At 56.2% G+C, this 17,912-nt stretch carries 11 protein-coding genes; all 11 read right to left on the reverse strand.

Annotated features, from left to right (window positions below; genetic code table 11):
- Positions 1-5 precede the first annotated feature (5 nt).
- Positions 6-2,123, reverse strand: coding sequence for a BatA domain-containing protein (locus tag PHACT_RS03480; RefSeq protein ID WP_070115933.1), 2,118 nt, complete (start codon positions 2,121-2,123; stop codon positions 6-8).
- A complete protein-coding gene (locus PHACT_RS03485; RefSeq protein ID WP_070115934.1) occupies positions 2,124-3,017 on the reverse strand; it encodes a DUF58 domain-containing protein in 894 nt (297 codons plus the stop codon).
- A 61-nt stretch (positions 3,018-3,078) separates the two neighbouring features.
- Positions 3,079-4,116, reverse strand: a complete 1,038-nt coding sequence (locus PHACT_RS03490; protein ID WP_070115935.1) for an AAA family ATPase — start codon at positions 4,114-4,116, stop codon at positions 3,079-3,081.
- 42 nt (positions 4,117-4,158) lie between these two features.
- Positions 4,159-5,061: a DUF4159 domain-containing protein gene (locus PHACT_RS03495; protein WP_169819379.1), complete on the reverse strand. Its 903-nt coding sequence runs from the start codon at positions 5,059-5,061 to the stop codon at positions 4,159-4,161.
- 33 nt (positions 5,062-5,094) lie between these two features.
- Positions 5,095-7,821 carry a peptidase MA family metallohydrolase gene (locus PHACT_RS03500; protein WP_083264308.1) on the reverse strand — a complete coding sequence of 909 codons (2,727 nt, stop codon included), beginning with the start codon at positions 7,819-7,821 and terminating at the stop codon, positions 5,095-5,097.
- Positions 7,808-8,845: a hypothetical protein gene (locus tag PHACT_RS03505; RefSeq protein ID WP_070115938.1), complete on the reverse strand. Its 1,038-nt coding sequence runs from the start codon at positions 8,843-8,845 to the stop codon at positions 7,808-7,810. Before PHACT_RS03505 ends, PHACT_RS03500 begins: the two co-directional genes overlap by 14 nt.
- Positions 8,842-11,145 (reverse strand): hypothetical protein, encoded by a 2,304-nt coding sequence (locus tag PHACT_RS03510; protein WP_070115939.1) that lies wholly within the window; start codon positions 11,143-11,145, stop codon positions 8,842-8,844. The genes PHACT_RS03505 and PHACT_RS03510 overlap by 4 nt, the downstream gene beginning before the upstream one ends.
- Before the next feature lie 19 nt (positions 11,146-11,164).
- Positions 11,165-14,812 carry a DUF4175 family protein gene (locus PHACT_RS03515; protein ID WP_070115940.1) on the reverse strand — a complete coding sequence of 1,216 codons (3,648 nt, stop codon included), beginning with the start codon at positions 14,810-14,812 and terminating at the stop codon, positions 11,165-11,167.
- Positions 14,813-15,037: 225 nt separating this feature from the next.
- Positions 15,038-15,655 carry an NUDIX hydrolase gene (locus PHACT_RS03520; protein WP_070115941.1) on the reverse strand — a complete coding sequence of 206 codons (618 nt, stop codon included), beginning with the start codon at positions 15,653-15,655 and terminating at the stop codon, positions 15,038-15,040.
- Positions 15,656-15,694: 39 nt separating this feature from the next.
- A complete protein-coding gene (locus PHACT_RS03525; protein WP_070115942.1) occupies positions 15,695-16,321 on the reverse strand; it encodes a glutathione S-transferase family protein in 627 nt (208 codons plus the stop codon).
- Positions 16,322-16,345: 24 nt separating this feature from the next.
- A complete protein-coding gene (locus tag PHACT_RS03530; protein ID WP_070115943.1) occupies positions 16,346-17,905 on the reverse strand; it encodes a class I adenylate-forming enzyme family protein in 1,560 nt (519 codons plus the stop codon).
- Positions 17,906-17,912 lie beyond the last annotated feature (7 nt).

Raw genomic sequence — 17,912 nt, forward strand, 5'->3', positions numbered from 1 at the left:
CCCTGTTAACGATAGGTTCTGTTGGCAATCCAGGCTTCCAGCAGCAACAGCAGAAGCACTGTCAGCAAAATCCACCACCACAGCCGTTGCGGCTGCTCCAGTTCAGCAATCAGTTGTGCGGTGCGCACACCCGTGGCAACGGCAGGGGTGGTTTCCGGATTAAGAATCCGGTCATGCAACACAGATGTATCAATTGTCGCCAAGGCAGCGGCTTCAGCCTGAATATTGATGGCAAAATTGACACCCGACTCAGTGCGCAGAAAGCCTGGCATGCGGGCACGGTAGAACGGACTGTCCGCGTTGACTGTCACCACCGTGCCGTCAGGCTCTGACAATTCCAGTTGCGAATCCCCGGTGTCAAACGCAGGCGTCAGGTCAACCATGTCACCGATCTGCCAGGCGCGTTGTTGCAGCGGCGGGCGAATCATATAAGTCAGGGTTTCGTGCACAAAGGGCAGATACAGACCCTGTAGCGGGAAGTTACTCCAGCCCAGATCCAGTGACGAAGTGATTAGCATGGTCCGCCCTTCGCCCACGGCGCGTTCAAGCAACAGCGGGTCACCCGAGTCAAACCGCATCAGAACCTGGCCATCAGCATTGGGTTCACTGCCCCAGTAACCCTGGAAGCGCGCACTCCAATCAACATCCAGTGGCCGCAGGGCCGGGTGACGGCGATCCACATCAGCTATCAGCAGGTAGTCATTGGCAGGTAGAACCTGCGCATTCGTCAGTCGCGCCGGCGCCAAAGCCGCCAGTTGCTGATTAAAACTGTCAGCGGCGACACGATTGCCGGGTGCCAGCAGCAAACTGCCGCCGTCAACAACAAAGTCCTGCAATGCCCGTTGCTGATCGCCCGTCACGGAGCCCGTGTTGAGCAACACGACGGCATCGTGTTGAGCAAGGTCGCTTGAGTCAAAGTCACTCAGCGTGACCTGAGACACTGAAAACGGTGAATTCTCCATGCCTTCCAGTGCCAGTACAAACCAGTGCGCCTCGTCATCGTACCAGTCTGCCGCAGGGTCCCCGTTCACCACCAGTACCCGCATGGTTGGTACAACATTGAGGCTGAAATACCAATGGTTGTCCAGGTCAAAGCTGTCACCGGCCAACACCAACTCGCCGGTGTAAGCACCACTGTCATCCAGTGACAGTGGCAGATCCAGCACGGCCTCGGAGCGCTCGCCCAGGTCAAAGTTCGCCCGTTCCTGTACTTCGTCGTTGAGCAGCAACGACACTTCGCCTCTCTCCTGCAGCACACTACCAGTGCTTCGCACCCGGGCCAGAACCTGTCTTTCATTGTCAGGCACGACCGAACCGGAACCGGAACCGGAACCGGCGGAAGCATCTACCTCCTGAGAATCTGCACTCACCGTCGCTGCATTAACCATTAATTGCTGAGGTGACCGCACATCCACCAGACTCAGATTGCTGCTGCGCTCATCGCCCACTTTGACGCCGATAAACGAGACACCCGGCGCCAGATTCCAGCCGCTGTCATTGTCTCCACTCTCGCCACTCCCCATGCCGCTGGCCTGGAAATCCGACAACATGACAACGCTTCGTTGCTCATGGCGCGATTGCGCCAACATGTCGTTCGCCAGTCTTAGTGCAGGAAAGAAGCGTGCTCTCTCGTAACCGGGGGCTGGCAGGTTATCGATAAAAGTGCGCAACTCGGCCAGATCGGTGGTCAGATCGCGCACGGCCAAGGTGCCATCGGCGAAACTGATCACACCCGCTTCATCACCAGCCGACAGTGAATCCAGAGATTGCAGGGCCTGCTGCCGGGCCTGCTCAAACCGGTCTGCGTACTGCATGCTGAGCGAACTGTCGATCAACAGCATGGTTGACTGTGGCTCGGTATCCAGCAGTTGGGCAATCGACCCCTGGTAGAACAAAGGTCGGGCAAAGGCAAAGACCAGCAGACAGATCAGGGCAGCCCGCAACAACAGTAATAACCATTGCTGAATTTGCTGAAACAGAATCAGTTTTTTTGTTGTCTGCTTGAGAAAGCGCAGCGAGCCAAACATGATCTTCGGCGGGTTCTCCCGACGGATCAAATGAATGGCAATCGGTATTGCCGCGGCCAACAGGCCAAACAGGAACAATGGGCTTAAAAAACTCATTTATGCGCTCCGGGTTCGACGGGCCAGATACGAAGCCAGTGCTTTATCCAGAGGCTGCGATGTATTGAGCAGACAATAATCGACGCCACTGGTTTGACAACGTTTGCGGCAGTCATCCAGGTAGGTATTCAGGTTATCGAGGTAAGCATTACGAATGGCAGCTGGCGACGTGATGTGAGTCTCGGCAGTTTCCATATCGATGAATTCAGATGATTCGTTAAAGTTGAAATTCAGTTCCTGCTCGTCAAGCACGTGGAAAACAATGACCTCATTGCCCATGGCACGCAGTTGCTGCAGGGTGCGAATGGTGGTCTGCTCATCTTCCAGCAAATCGCTGATCAGTATCACCAGGCTTTTCTGTTTTAATGTCATTGCCAGCTCGGTCAGCGGACGGACGATGTCGGTTCTGGTGCCGGCGGTCAGTTCATGCAGGCTGCGCAGGATACGGATCAGGTGCAACTGCCGCGCTTTCGCCGGTATGAAGTCGCGGATTTTTTCGTCAAATGTAATCAGACCCACCGCATCACGCTGCCGCATGATGAAATAGGCCAGCGCCGAAGCCAGTGTGCGACCGTAGTCCAGTTTGCTCATGCCTTCGGACGCATAGGACATGGAAGCACTGCTATCCAGCAATATGTAGGCCCGAACATTGGTCTCATCTTCGTACTGTTTGATGTACAGCTTGTCGCTGCGGCCATAGAGCTTCCAGTCCACGTGGCGCATGTCGTCACCCTGGTAATAGTGACGATAGTCAGTGAACTCGACACTGAAACCGCGTTTTGGACTTTTATGCAGGCCGGCAATAAACCCCTCAACAACAACGCGCGCCCGCATTTCGAGATTGTCGAGCGTCGCCAGCACGGCCGGATCAATAAAGGAATTGCTCTGGCTCATGTTGCCATTCCTGTGCCCGGCCGGAACCACCGGTCAGTCTGATAATGTGTGCAGGCAGAATTCACAGGCCAGGCTCTTTAACGGCGTCGATGACCCGGCGAATCAGTTCGTCAGCGCTAATGCGTTCAGCCTCGGCATGAAAGTTCAATTGCAGACGATGGCGTAATACAGACGGCGCCAGTGTGCGTATATCATTGAAGGATACGTTATATCGACCGTGCAACAAGGCCCGTACTTTGCCCGCCAGCACCAGGTTCTGGGATGCACGGATACCGGCACCCCAGGTAACCCAATCCTTGACAAAAGCCGGCGAATTTTCATTCTGCGGCCGCGTCGCATGCACCAGTCTCACCGCATATTGGATGACCGATTGCGCAGCCGGCACCTGTCTTGCAATACGCTGAAACGCCAGAATATCTTCGCCACTTAGTGGGTGTGAAACCGACCGGTCGAAATTGCGAGTGGTATTACTCACCACCATCACTTCCTCTTCTTCGGTCAGATAACCCAACTCGATTTTAAACATGAAGCGGTCGAGCTGCGCTTCTGGCAAGGGATAGGTTCCTTCCAGTTCAATCGGGTTCTGCGTTGCCAGTACAAAAAATGGTTCCGCCATTTTGTGGGTGACGCCTGCCGCAGTTACCTGTCGCTCTTCCATCGCCTCCAGCAAGGACGACTGCGTTTTGGGCGGCGTCCGGTTGATTTCGTCTGCAAGCAGAATATTGGTGAAAATCGGCCCTTTGACAAACACCAGCTTGCGGCGCCCATCGTTCTCTTCCACAATCTCCGCACCCACCACATCCGCTGGCATCAGGTCGGGCGTAAACTGGATACGGCTGAAATTCAATTGCAGAATATCGGCGACGGTTTTAATCAGCAGTGTTTTAGCCAGCCCCGGCACACCGGTCACCAGGCAGTGACCACCGGCAAACAGTGCAATCAACAACTCTTCAATAACAGCATCCTGACCCACTATGACTTTGCGAATCTCGTGCACCATCTGGTCACGGCCTTCCTGCATTTTTTTAACCAGCGCCAGATCATCGTGATCTTCCAGGCCAGCGGTTGGATGCTCGTTAATGATATCAGTATCAGTCATGGCTCAATCCTGTCTGTTTAAAAATGCGTTTTAATTCTGGTGTCAGTGCGTATAGGCATAAATCAGATAATTGATACCCAGCCGGTATGCTTCATTGCTCATACTGGTCGGGTAATATTCGTGAAAGGTATGTTCCCAGCCATCCCCCATGTCCGAGTTGAAGTTGGCAACCACCATGGCCCTGCCATCATCATCCAGTATCGCGTGTACTGATGGCGGGTAGCGCGGATCGTCGAGCGTGACGCTGCCGTAGTCCCAGGTCACTGCCCGCCCGGGCACCTGTGCCACCTGCTCAATATCATAAAAAATGCTGAATATTTCGTGTTCAAGATCGAGCTTGACCAATTCGCGATCAGGGAAAATCTTCGCCATCTCAATCAGAAAGTCCTGGTAATGCGCCTCGCCCCAGAAATCGTCGAGCATGACAAATCCACCGCGCAAGGCAAATTCACGCAAAGCGTCAACTTCATCCGGTGCAAAGTCTGGCCCGCTGCTCATACCTCCGATTGGAATGCGTTTCATCGTCATATACAGAAATATATGCTCAAACAGCTCCGGGTCAGTCAGATCTATCCAACGGGTATTGTAGGTCTGCGCGTCAATGAACGTATAACGCTGTACTCCACGCATCAGGTTCTGCTCGGCATCCGGAAAATCAGTATCCCACCAGCCGCCACGACGGCCACGTCCTCCCGGGTAATTCTCATAACGCCCACGCAGCCAGGTAAATTCAGACGTACCCGACACGTCGCCCGTCTGTGAGCCCGATACCGGGGGTAAATCAGGCAACTCCTGATTCTCCCGTCGGAAGCGGCTGAAGTCGAAATCGGGCGGCAAAGCAACACCGGGACGAGACGACGGTTGTGGTTGGGCAGGCGCATTGTCCTGCGCCAACGCCAGCGGTGCCACGCTCAGCAGCAACCCGGTCAGGACGGATCGCAGCATCAGCATTCTGTATAGCGGCAGCGACAGCATGGTTTAGTTTTCTCCCTCCGCGACGGCCTGCAACAGTATCTGTTGCGCCCGCTCATAGGTGGGTGCCGTTTCCAGTGCTCTGAGAACGGTCATACGGGCATCATCAGATTGCCGGTTGTCCAGATAAGCCTGCGCAAGGTTGGTTCGTGCTGCCACCGGGTCATTCTGATCCAGCGTCAGCAATACCTCATACTCCTGCACGGTGAGCCCTGTGTCACCCAGGCGCGTGGCCAGTTCTGCGTTTATCCGATGGACCTCCGGTCGATAAGGATTAACAGCCAGTGCACGCTCAATAAAATAAGCAGCCTGTTCCAGGTCATCATTGCTCAGTGCATGCTCGGCCAACGTCATCGGTGCACTGAAATCATGTTGCTGATGCTCCAGCATGATTGCCAGCTGCTCTCGTTGCGCATCCCGGTCACCCATGGCCTCATAGACCTGCGCCAGCACCAGCGCCGGGCTCGGATATCCGGTGTAATCTGGCAACAGCTCGTGCGCTGTGCGCAAATGTGAAATCGCTTCCTGATAGGCGTCTTCGCGAAACAGAACGATGCCCAGTTGCAGATGTGCCTGAAAATCCCGGGGTTCACGCTGCACCCGGCCACGCATATATTGCTTCAGCGATTCATTGTTGTATAACTCGGCCAGTATGGCACTGCTGTTTTCGCGCACACCATGACCATGCCCTTCGCCTTCATCAGGGCTGTCTTCGGCATGTACATAGACATTGATATCCGCAACCCTTTGATCTATCCAGCTGCGAAACCCGTCATCGAATGTGGCCATGTCCAGCCCGAATACATTAAAAAACATCTCGCTTTCTTCCGCGACCCCGGCGTACTCATGAATCAATGCCAGCAGACTGTCAAAACCAAACTGTTCGGCAATGTACTCAACCACAAGATAGGACTGGAAGTAGGCAAAACTCAGGTCGGCGTCGCTGTTCGCGCCGGTGAAACCGTCATTGAGACTGCCGACCGGCAGCAGGCGATCCTGCTGCACCGCCCGGATAAGATCCAGTCCCTGACGACGCCCCCATTCGGGACGACCCTGACTTTCTTCCCATGTTGAAATTCCCTCTGATAACCAGCGCGGCATGCGGTTGTCAGTCATTTGCAGGGTAAATACATGCACCAGTTCATGCCAGACGATTTCCTGCCAGTTGGCGCTGAGCGTGTCCGGTGAAATCAGGGTCACTACCCTGCCGAAGCAGATACCGACCAATGGCCCGATATCGGGTAACCCTACAGAGCGAACAGCAAAGTCTTCGGTTTGTTCGAACACCTGAATCACGACAGGCACTTCGGGTTCGAATCCGTACTTGGCCACCAGCCGGTCCCAGCTGTTCTCCAGCAATGGCTCCATATAGGGCCACAGGACCTGTGCATCACGCTGACTCATATTGACACGAAAGTGCTCACTTTCCAGCGTGGCGTATTCTTCCAGCACATCAAACACCTGCAGCATATTTGAGGTCAGAACATTAAATGGATCGTTTTCAAACGCCTGCTCCAGGTGACGTTTGCCTTCATCTTCCTCACCCAGGCGCACCAGGTTGCCACCCAGCACTGTATGTGCGAACCAGTTACGAGGATCCCGATCGATGGCGCGGCGTGCGTATTCCACTGCCTCGGTAAAACGGTAATTGTTACCCAGAAAATCACCGATGGCGGCATAAAAATTCGCGTTCTCCGGGCTGAACGCGTTCACCCGCTGCCGTAGTCGTTCAAACTCTTCAGTCTCGTCCCGCATCACGGCTCGCGCGGCCAGGGTTGCCAGTGCGGGCACATGTTCGCTATTGATTTCCAGCGCCTGATCCAGAAAGCGGAGGCCTTCTTCCTCACGTCCATTGCGCAGCATCAGCTCGGCAAAGGTCTGCATGGCCGCTACGCTTCTGGAATTGGCGTCCAGAGCCCGACTCAGATTACGCTCGGGGCTCTCGATTCTGGCCAGCCCGACCAGCGCCGGTGCATAACGCCGATTGATTTCCAGTGCTTCGTTATAGTTACGCTGCGCATCCTGATCATTAAATTTTTCCTGAAACAGATCACCCCACAGCACCAACGCTTCCATATTGTTGCTGTCCAGCCGGACGGCTTCGCTGAACAAGGCGTTGGCGTCATGAAATTCATCCAGCTGACGTGCAGCAACAGCCACCATGGCAACGTCTGCGGAATCGAACACCAGCCCGTTATCATAACGCGCCAGCGCGGCATTGAACTGCTCATCGGCGGCATCACGATCGCCGCGCAGTCGCAGTACCAGGCCATATTGCACCATTGTCCGCACAGGCGGATTGAGCTGCCCCGCCACGACGCTGGCCAGCAATGCCTCCGCCTGCTGCGAGCGCCCCGTCATAACGTACAGTTCAGCCAACCGGGTTGCCAGCTCAGGGTTGTCCGCAGGCTCGGAAACCTCGCTATCCAGTGCAGCTTCTGCCAGCGCGTATTGCCCGGTTTCCATGTGCGCCTGACTCACACCCAGCACGGCCTGCGCCTGATAGAATCCATCATTGATCTGGCTGAACACTTCCAGAGCCGCCAGATAGGACCCGCGCAGCAATAACTCATGGCCACGATCCAGTAATTCCTGGCCGGACTGGTTCGCTGCCACGGACGGTTCCTGAGCCAATACGTGGGTCGATGTCAGTGCCGCTGACAACGATGCCAGTAACACCAGAGCCCTTGTCATCGTCCGGAAGGTTTTGTAAGTCAGTTTAAGGCAATGCATTGTATGTCCTCGTCTGCGTGGCCAGGTCAATCAACAGGGCTTCCAGCCGGCGCCAGTACTCGTCCTCCAGGTAGTTCTGCTTCTGATTACGCAAAATGAAAATTTCGCGCTCAATTGATTGCATATCGGCACGTATCACGCGCGCCTGTGGCGACGTTTTTTGCTGCTCCGGCACAATCATGTCGATGTAGGCAATTTCCGCCAGCAGGCCATCGGCCTGCGATGCGCCAGGTTCTCTTGCAAACAGGCCATCACCGGTATCATCAAGCACGGCATTCTCGGTGGCCAAGCGCCCCTGCTCGTCATACCACCCGGCCACCCGGCCGCGGCTATAATTGAACAACTCCAACACAGACACGCGACCATTCCGGTCCAGGTCTGCGGTATGATCCTGCAGGCCTTCAATCATGTAGCCAGGAAAAATCGGATCATAGCGTTCAGACGGAGAGCGCGTCGCGGATACCACAACCCGCCCCAGCGCCGACAACTCACGGGAGAATTCGAAGCTGGCACTGGTGGTATTGATAATAACTATGTCCTGTTCAGCAAACCCTGCCAGCATTGCTGCCAGGTCCGAACCGGTCATATCAGGTCCGACGTTGTTGAACTTGGCAGCACCAAACGTGCCCGAGCCATGTCCGATCATGAGAAGTGTCACCTGATCCCCGGCGGAGACATCGGATTGCAGCGCCGACAGCACATCAGCGATATCGTCAGCGCGTGAGCTGGCGGTGACTGGCAATCCATCTATGTCTTGCCCGGCATCAAACAACACACGGATGTTGTCTGCGTTGTATCCGTAACTGTTCTGCAGAATCGAATGCAGATCCCGGGTCCAACCCTGAAAGCGCTCGCCGATCTCAGGCGAGGCCGCAGCGCCGGTTATAATAACAACATGTTTATCCGTGGCCGCCGTTTGCTGAAACCACGGTGTGCCTTCATCTGCTGGCAACTGCGCCTGCGGTGCCAGTCCAGGCAAGGACATCAGTGTTATCAGCCACGCCGCCCGGGCGAACCTGCTCATGACAACCCCCGGTAACGTCGCGCCATCCAGTCCAGACTCATCAGCACAATCAGCAGCGCAAGCAGGAAAGGCAAATCCCACAGATCCTCCTGCACTTCTCTGGAAAAGGCACCTGGCACGTGCTCGATATCATTGACCAGTTGGCGAATTTGCGGCAAATCGTAATAGCGCCCCCCACTGGCATCGGCAATACGGCTGAGCATGGCGCTGTCCAGTCCAGCGTTGTTGTATTCACGCAGCGAGGGTGTCACCACAAAAGCCGCCTGCTTCTCGGTCTCGATACCCGTGCCGGCGGCGCTGGCGACATCCACCAGCACACGGTGGATACCTTCGGCATCCGCGTTAAAACGACTGCGATAAACGCCGTTGTCGTCAATGTCCCAGGTCATGGCAACGTCGCTGACATCGCCCATTGGGTCAGTGCGTTGCAGATACAGCAGGGCATTGTTGTCGGGTTCGTATTCGGCATCAAGTACCGTAGCGCTGACAACAACCTCATCACCTGCATTATAGAATTGCCTGTCGAACGAGATACTCACGCGTGCCGGCGCATCCTGGGCCAGCCAGCGCAAGCTCTGACGCCAGATCCGTTGATGCGAATCATCTTCCGAAGACATCAGCATCTGCCAGCGCCAGGTACTGGCGGTTGTCAGTGCCATACTGCGGCCACTGCCGTAGCGCTGAGTCGCCATCAGGGGTACCGCCTGATTCTGATACTGCAGACTGGGATGTTCCAGTAACACACTGGCACCTGGCTTGGGCCGGCCGGTGACATAAATGCCCTGTAACGCTGGAAGCTCACTCCAGAGTCGCCGATTGACGGCGTCATCGCTATCCAACCGCAGTAAGGGTGAAAATTCGCCCGCCGACGTCAGACGCGGGGCGAACAACTCACCGGTGGCATGATTGCCGCGTCGAAGCCCGCCTTGCAGAAATGCTGGCAAGGTTTCGCTTCTGACCGGGGTCACCGGCAGAATGTCGCCCAGCACGGAATCTGCCAGTGCATCATCCAGCATACCGGCCATCAACACACCGCCGCCGCGCTCGGCAACAAAGTCCTGCAACAGGGTCAATTGAGCGTCGCTAAAAAACTCGCGGCCAATATCGCCCATGACCACCGCATCGTACTTGAACAGCTCCTCTGCCGACGCGGGAAAACCGTCACTCAGCTCGGTTGGTGTGTTGATCCCCTGCCGATAGAAACGCCCGGGACCAGTCTGCAGGTATGAAGCCAGACGCAGACTTTCATCGCCTTCGGCGGCACGCCGGATGAATTTGAATTCATTACGCGGATGTCCGTCAACATACAGAATGTTCAATGGCGGCCGTTCACTGTTGTCGACCAGAAACTGATAACGGTTGTTTTGCAGGATGATTTCTTCGTCCAGTTCATCAACCTGCAATTCATAAAGAATGGGCTCACGCCGCTCCGGTGACACCTCCAGTTCGTAGCGTCGGCTGCTGCCGTCGGGTCCCAGCACGATGGACTGCGCGGCAACTTCAGTCTCGCCATCCATTATCCGTAGCCGCACCGGACGGCCGGCAAAGCCCTGCTGTGCCAGATTGACCTGAACATCAAAGACGGTGTTGTCCAGAATCGTGCTGGCGGCGCTGACGTCGGTAATGCCTATATCAAGCGGTATCTGCGTCTGTCCGGCGCCAACCGTAAATATGGGGACCTGATCAGCGCCAAACTCACGTGCACTGAGCAGCGGGTCCGCGTCGGCATTATCGGCCCCGTCGCTTATCAGGACGACAGCGCTTAATGGCAAACCACCAAGCTGTTCCCTGACCTGGGTCAGGGCCTGGTCGAGGCCGGATGCATTGCCCTCGGCAGATAACTCGGAAGCATCGGAAATCCTTCGTACCTGATCACTGAAAGCAAAGGTGCGAACCTGATAACGCTCGGACAGAGGCGCCAGAATACCATCATCGCCATACAGTTGTTCGGTGATGACATCCAGCCGCCGCTGCTGACCCTCCAGATCAGTAATCTGCATGCTCTGGGAATCGTCGACCAGCACCGCCAGATAGGTTTCCTGCGGTTCCACTTGCCAGGTGGTGATAACCGGGCGCAATAACATGAATAAGAGAATCATGGCGATGAGAGATCGCAATGCAATCAGCAATGCTTTCCAACGCGGGCTCAGCGGCCGTGTGGTGCTGCGATACAACAACCACACCAGTGCCGGTAGCACCAGGAAGAGCAATATCGCCAGCAGGGGATGTGGACCATAGGCAAACGAAAACTGTCCGTTCTGGATTGCTTGTATGGTACTGGCGTCTGGAAAAAAACTCATTGTTGTGGTGCTGACTCAGTTATTCAACTGCTTCAACTGCGCTCCTGTTCTCTGACAATGCCCGATAATAAGCCTCAACCAGACGTCGATACTGATCCGGAATGTCTTCCTCCGATACAGCGTAAAGTCGGCGGGTAATCTGCGCCAGCTCGGCGCGCGCGCGCAGGTCACTTTCAAGTTCCAGAAGCGGTTGCAGTAACCCACGCAGTAATTCAGGCTGGTTCATGAATGCTTCCAGCGATTGCTGGGTGATATCGGAACTGATGGAACGGGCGTTGCCCCACAATGCCGCTTCGCCAGGCTCCGGGATGCCTCCGCGCCCACGGCCGTCTGCGGTCAACTGGCCACCGGCACCCGTGCGTTGGCCTGGTTGCTGTCCTTGCTGTCCTTGCTGGCCTTGCTGTCCTTGCTGGCCCGGTTGTGGGCCCTGTTGCCCCGGTTGCCCTGACTGCTGCCCCTGTGGCTGACCGGCCACCTGTTGACCACGTTGCTGCGGGCTTTGCTCGCCCTGTTGAGCATTGTCCAGCTGTTGCGTGAGCTGATTGGCCAGCGCTTGTGAGCGCGACAAGCGTTCGCGCAGTTGTGCAATAGACTCTTCACCTGACGCACCTGCCGCTCGCGCGTCGATCTCCTGCTGCAGTGATTCCAGTTGCTCGCGCAACGCGCTGGCATCAGCCGCCGCCTGCATCAGAGCATCGGTCCCCGACTCACTGTCTGATTGACTGCCTGGATCCAGGGCCTGCAGGTTCTGGCTGAACTCACCCAGTGAATCGGAAATTTCCCGTTCAATATCGACGGCCAGATTGACCATGCCGTTACGTAACACCCGGTTACTGGTGTCCATCTGTTCACGCAGAGGGCGTACCGCACGACTGGCCCGCTGCGCCTGCGACAACAATTGTTGCTCATCGTTGCCTGCCCTCGCGATGACAGCGCGCAGCATACGTTCGAGCTCTTCCAGTTCCTGGCGGTTACGCTGCTGTTGATTCAGCAGGGACTCAACATCTTCATTACTGCTGGCTGCCTCCCGCGACTGGCCAACACCCTGTTCACGGCTGAGCTGTGCCAACTCTTGCTGCAACTGGCGTTGCTGCTGCGCCAACTGTTGCCCACGTTGCGAAAGGTTCTGTGCCAGTTGATTGGCTGAGTTTGCCGGTTGCTGTTGCATCTGCCGCTGTTGCTCGCGCAGGGTTTCCAGGGCGCGCTGACTGCGCGCGGCCGCCTGAGCGGGCGTATCCGCCTGCGCCGCCTGTTGCATCTGTTCGAGTGCACGCTGCATCTGACTCTGCTGTGGCGAACCTGATTGTCCCTGTTGTTGCCCCTGTGGCTGGCCTCGCGACATCTGCTGATCCAGTTGTGCGAGTTCGTTGCTCAACTGCTCCTGCTCTCGACGCAATCTTTCCAGTTCCCGACGCCGCTGTTCTTCGTCCAGCGCGTCCATGCGTCGCGACAAATCACGCTGGGCACGGGTCAGACTTTCCTGACGGCGGGCAAGTTCTTCCAGACGACTGGCTTCTTCGCTGTTATTCTGGCCTGCACTGGCCTGCCGCGGCGTTTCGTAGCGATTCTCGTTCTGCCCCATCTCCATATCAAACAGCTCCTGCAGGTCCTCACGCTCCTGCTGAGCCCCCCCGCCGCCACCGCCGCCGGCAGTGCGCTGAAAATTGACATCGGTACGATTGATTTCCGCTTCGGCTCGCAACACCAGTTGCAAGGCCTGCTGCTCGGGGGCCATGGCACTGGTCAGCGCAGCTCCGTCCAACTCCGCGGCCGCCAGTTCCATCTGTGTTATGGCGTTCTGCAGATAGTTTACGGCGTTGGCATAGGTGTCATCGGCAAAGTCGATACGCTCGGCAAGGCGGTCAATTGACATGCCTGCCCGCTCTACGGCGTCGCGCTGAGACTCGGCAATCACCGACACATCATCGGCGAACTGTTGCGGCTCCAGCTCCATCTGCTGTTGTCGAAGGCGCCAGGTCGCAGAGATAATGTCTTTCTGCAGCGTCACCAGCGCACTGCTGTCGCCACCGCCACCGCCACCTCCGCCGCCCTGCTGGCCGCCACCGCTGGCGCGACGAAATTCCTGATCCGTGGGCACCACCTGCAGAAAGTAGATATCCGACACCACAGACTGGGCGCCACTCAGGTCATTATTATCAGCCAGCGTCATGTAGTAACTGATAAAGTCACCAGGCTGCACACTCAGGTCTTCCATGTAAATCATCTGGTTGCCGGCAACAGTGCGCGTCTGCTCTTCCGGCAGAAAGTCCACAGCAACTTCGTCACGGCCTACCACACTGTAGTGCAGCATGAACTGGCTCAGGCCATAATCGTCACTGGCCTCGATTTCCAGTACCACTTCTTCCAGCGGCATCACATCCTGATCACGGCCCGGACTGTGCAGGGCGAGTTCAGGTGCCTGGTCTTCAATGGCGCGAATAAAAAACACATCCGGATCTTCGGTAGCCAGGTTATCGAAATCTGTCGCAATTATCCGGTAGGTAGTATCCGCAGCTACCGTGAACGTCGCCGTGCCACGGGCACCGTCAACACTGACGGGCTGCGCCACGTCATCATCAAAAACAATCTGCGCCTGTTGCACAGCTTTATTAAAAGACAGGTCCAGAGTGACCTGCGTGCCTTCCGGTACCACCATGTCACCCGCGTCTTCCTCGTCATAGTTCTCAATGCCGGTGTACTCAGGAAAGGCATAGGCGACATCAATCTGCTCTGCACGCGGCAGGTCATAAAGACTGATACTGTACTGCCTGCTCCGCTGCTCTCCCTCATGTTCAACACTGACGTAATACCGGGTATCGTCGTCAACAGATGGCATGTAGTAACTGAAGGCTGCGCCATCACTGCCGGACCCGTCACGGCGCATGGATACGTCGTACCAGTTCAACTGGTCGGTCTGCAGTCGCAGACTGACGTCGGCCGGCGAGGCATTCTCGATACGCACAGTGATTGTTGCGTCGCGACCACGCTGCAACCGGATATCACCCGGTTCAACGACAATATTCATTTCTGCGGGTGTGTGTGTGTTGCTATCAACGACCAGCGGGGTCTGCTGCTGCCCTGCTTTGAACGGCCACAGCAACTGACTTCCTGCACGCAGCAGCGCATCGGAGCTGATAAAGGCAATCAGAGTAACCAGCGCAACAGCGCCAGCGGTGGCAACCGAGAGTAACGGCAGGCGCACATCGGACACTTGAGCCAGTTGTTGCTGTTGAGCCGCCAGATAAACGTCGGCATCACTCCACAGTTGCCTGACAAACTGAGCTGACACCCCGGCATCGGCCGCTGCCCTTTCGTCGCCGGAGAATTCCAGCGACGTCAATAGGCGCTGCTCCAGATCCGGCATCCGGGATTCAACGAAACTCGCAAGTTGCCTGTCGTCTGCACGCAGTCGCCGCAGGGCCGCCACGTATCGCCAGAGCAGAGCCGTAGCGATGGCTCCGAAACAGGTAAACAACAGAATTTGCAGAAGGGATGAAGAAGGCAGCCACAGGCTGACCACACTCAGTGTCAGCAACAACACCGCCATTCCGATCAGCATGAGGCTGGTCTGGTGCAACATGCTGAGCAGGCGCCGCCGCCTGCGGACCGTGGACAGGGTCGCGCGTAACTTTTCGATTGTGGTTGGTTCCGGTCTGGACAACGACATAGGCGGCTCTGCTGTTCGTGTTTGAGTCAACGATAGTGCATGCAGTCGCTCATTCCGTGAGCATTCCCTGGCTGTTGATCTGGTATCGCCTTTCTTCTGACTTTTAACCTTACTTCCAATCTAACTATCCCATTAAGCGACGGGACAACGCAAGCGTATCCGTCCCCGTTACCGCTCGGATCGACCTGAACAACGGTTATCCCTGAGCGGTGCCTCTGAGCGACTTCAACAGTCGCTTCTGCGCCCCGTCACGGGGCCGCTAACCGGTTGATAGTAATCGGAATTCTCAGGGAAAACATGAACATCCATTTGCCGCATGTCGGCACACAAACGGGTGACCGAATTATAATGAGCAATGCTCTGCAGCGTGTGTGACGTCGGTTTTGGCAGGCGAATCGTGCCGGCCTCATGCAGCGCCAGTGCCATGCGTGGGGTCAACCACTGATAGTCCAGTATTTCGTCATCATCCACCACAATCTCAACCGACGTCTGCAACGGACACAGAAAGAACCAGGTGGCATAGCGTCGGGGTAAACCCAATGGCGTGGTCCAGTGTGCAATATGGATCAACTCGGACGAATTGATGTCTAACCCGGCCTCTTCCCGGGTTTCGCGTATGGCGGCGTTGACGGCGGCATGATACGCCTGTTGCACAGAATCGGACGCTGCAGCTTCGTTGGCGGCGCCCTGTTCCGGGTAGTCGTCAGGGTCTACCTTGCCGCCAGGAAACACCCAGGCACCGCCTTCGAACGTCAATTTACTGTTCCGCAACAACAGCAGCGTTTCAATATCGTTCTCTGCTTCTCGCACCAATACGACGGTGCTGGCAGGACTCGGGATCATCGGTAGCCTCGCTTTTTATTGTATTGCCCTGCAGAAAGCTTACATCGGCGCGTTCTGGGCCTCCCTGATGGCAACAACGCTATCACGCTGTTCCAGCAAGACCAACAGTTCCCGAATGCCGGGCTCGGTGCTGAACACATCCCAGTCCAGTGCTTTTTTGGTCACCCGGGTCACCAGGCCGACACTGAACAGGAAATAAAAATCTGCATAAGTCATGGTGTCACCGCCGATATAGGGCGAGTAGTCAGCCAGACGACGCAAGGCGGCAAAGCCTTTCTCCAACTCTTTACGTACGGATTGCTTTTCTGTATCACTGGCCGGCTTGCCAAAGAAGACATCCCCGTACAGTCGCCGCGCTGGCAATTCGATATACAGCTCCAGATAACGAATCAATTCCCTGATCTTCGCTTTTTCAAACGGGTCATCGGGATAAAACGACGGACCCTGCCCAAGATCATGCAGGTAATTGATGATCACCTCGGTTTCTGTCAAAAACCCCTGGTCGGTTTCCAGACAAGGTACTTTACCCATCGGGCTGCAGGACAGGTATTCCGACTCCTGCGAGGGGCGCACCATTACTTCTTCAAATGCCATGCCTTTTTCCAGCAATGTCATCTTCACCATATTGTAATAGTTACTGATGGGAAACCCGTACAATTTGATCATTAACCTGCTCTCCGTTAGCTAGTGTCATTTCAGCTTGTGTTTCAGCACCTTGCCTGACGGTGCCGTTGGCAACTGCTCCATAAACAGGATTCGTGACGGGCGTTTGTACGCGGTGAGCAGAGGCTTGATGAAGGCCTGCAGCTCAGCTTCCGTCAGGTCGCTGTCGGCAGCACGCTGCACCCAGGCGACGACTTCTTCATTGCCTTCCTGCTGTTGTCCAACCACAGCACACAATAGCACTCCCGGGTGTTTGGAGATAACCCCTTCCACCTCCGGCGGATAAACATTGAACCCGGAGTGAATAATAAGCTCTTTGCTGCGTCCGGCGATATGAACATTGCCGGCGCTATCCAGCCGCACCAGGTCTCCTGTGTTCAGGTAACCCTCTGAATCCAGCGCTGCGGCTGTCGCCTGCGGATTGCGATAGTAGCCCAGCATGATATTGGGCCCCCGGATGTGCAGTTCTCCAACCTCACCTGCTGCCACCGGTTCACCATCAACACCCAGCAGTCGCGACTCCAGCCCGGGCAGCAAGCGCCCGACACTGCAAGACGATAACGGTTCGTTATATCGCACCTGACAGATGGTGGGCCCGCTCTCGGTCATGCCATAGGCATTGAGCAGTGGCATGGCAAACAGGGTTTCAGTTTTTTCCTTGATCGCAGGGTCAAGCGGCGCGCCGCCACTGTACATAAATCGCAAAGCCGGCATATCCGATGATGTCAGCCCCTGCGCGCGAGCAAAGTCCGCCAGTCTGGCAAACATTGCCGGTACACCGAACAAACCGGTGATGCCCTGTTCACGCATGGTGACCATGGCGGTTGCGGGCTCAAAACGATCGGCCAGCACCAACTCGGCACCAACGTAAACCGACGCCAGTAACACCGCCGCCAGTCCAAACACATGCGATACCGGCAACACCAGATAAACCCGATCGCTGGCTCGCAATCCGCGCAGAGCACTGCTGACGGCAGCCACATAGAGCACATTGCGGTGTGTGAGCATGACCCCTTTGGGATCTCCGGTGGTGCCAGTGGTGTAAATCAGGGTAAATACACCAGCGTCAATCAGACTGTTTTCCTCCGGCCTGACGTCGACCGACAGATAACGAACGCCTACCTGACCTGCACCCAGCATCAGCTGGGCGCTGTTGTCCAGATCACGGTAGGGCTGCCAGCGCTCAGCTGCGGCGGCGGAATCAAGAAAATACAACACCAGACGGGGTTCGCAATGCAGCCGAATGCGATCCAGTTCCGCCTCTGCCATGCGCGCATTGACCACGACCGGCCAGGCGGACAGTTCACTCAACGCCAGTATGACTACAACCAGTGGCACACAATTTTCATTCACCAGCATGACCCGGTCACCGGCACTGACGCCTGCGTCATGTAGTTGCTGTTGCGCATCACGCACGGCGTCAGCGAGTTGACCATAATTTAGTGCTCGACCAAGATGGTCGCGCACGGCAGCCGACGCTGCATTGTCCCGGGCATGCTGTAACAGGGCATCACTGACCCGCTCGGGCAGACGACTGATCAGGGTCTGCGGCAATTGACCCAACAGCCGATCGTCATTAGATTGCATAGGTTCT

The sequence above is a fragment of the Pseudohongiella acticola genome (assembly GCF_001758195.1).
Lineage (GTDB): Bacteria > Pseudomonadota > Gammaproteobacteria > Pseudomonadales > Pseudohongiellaceae > Pseudohongiella > Pseudohongiella acticola.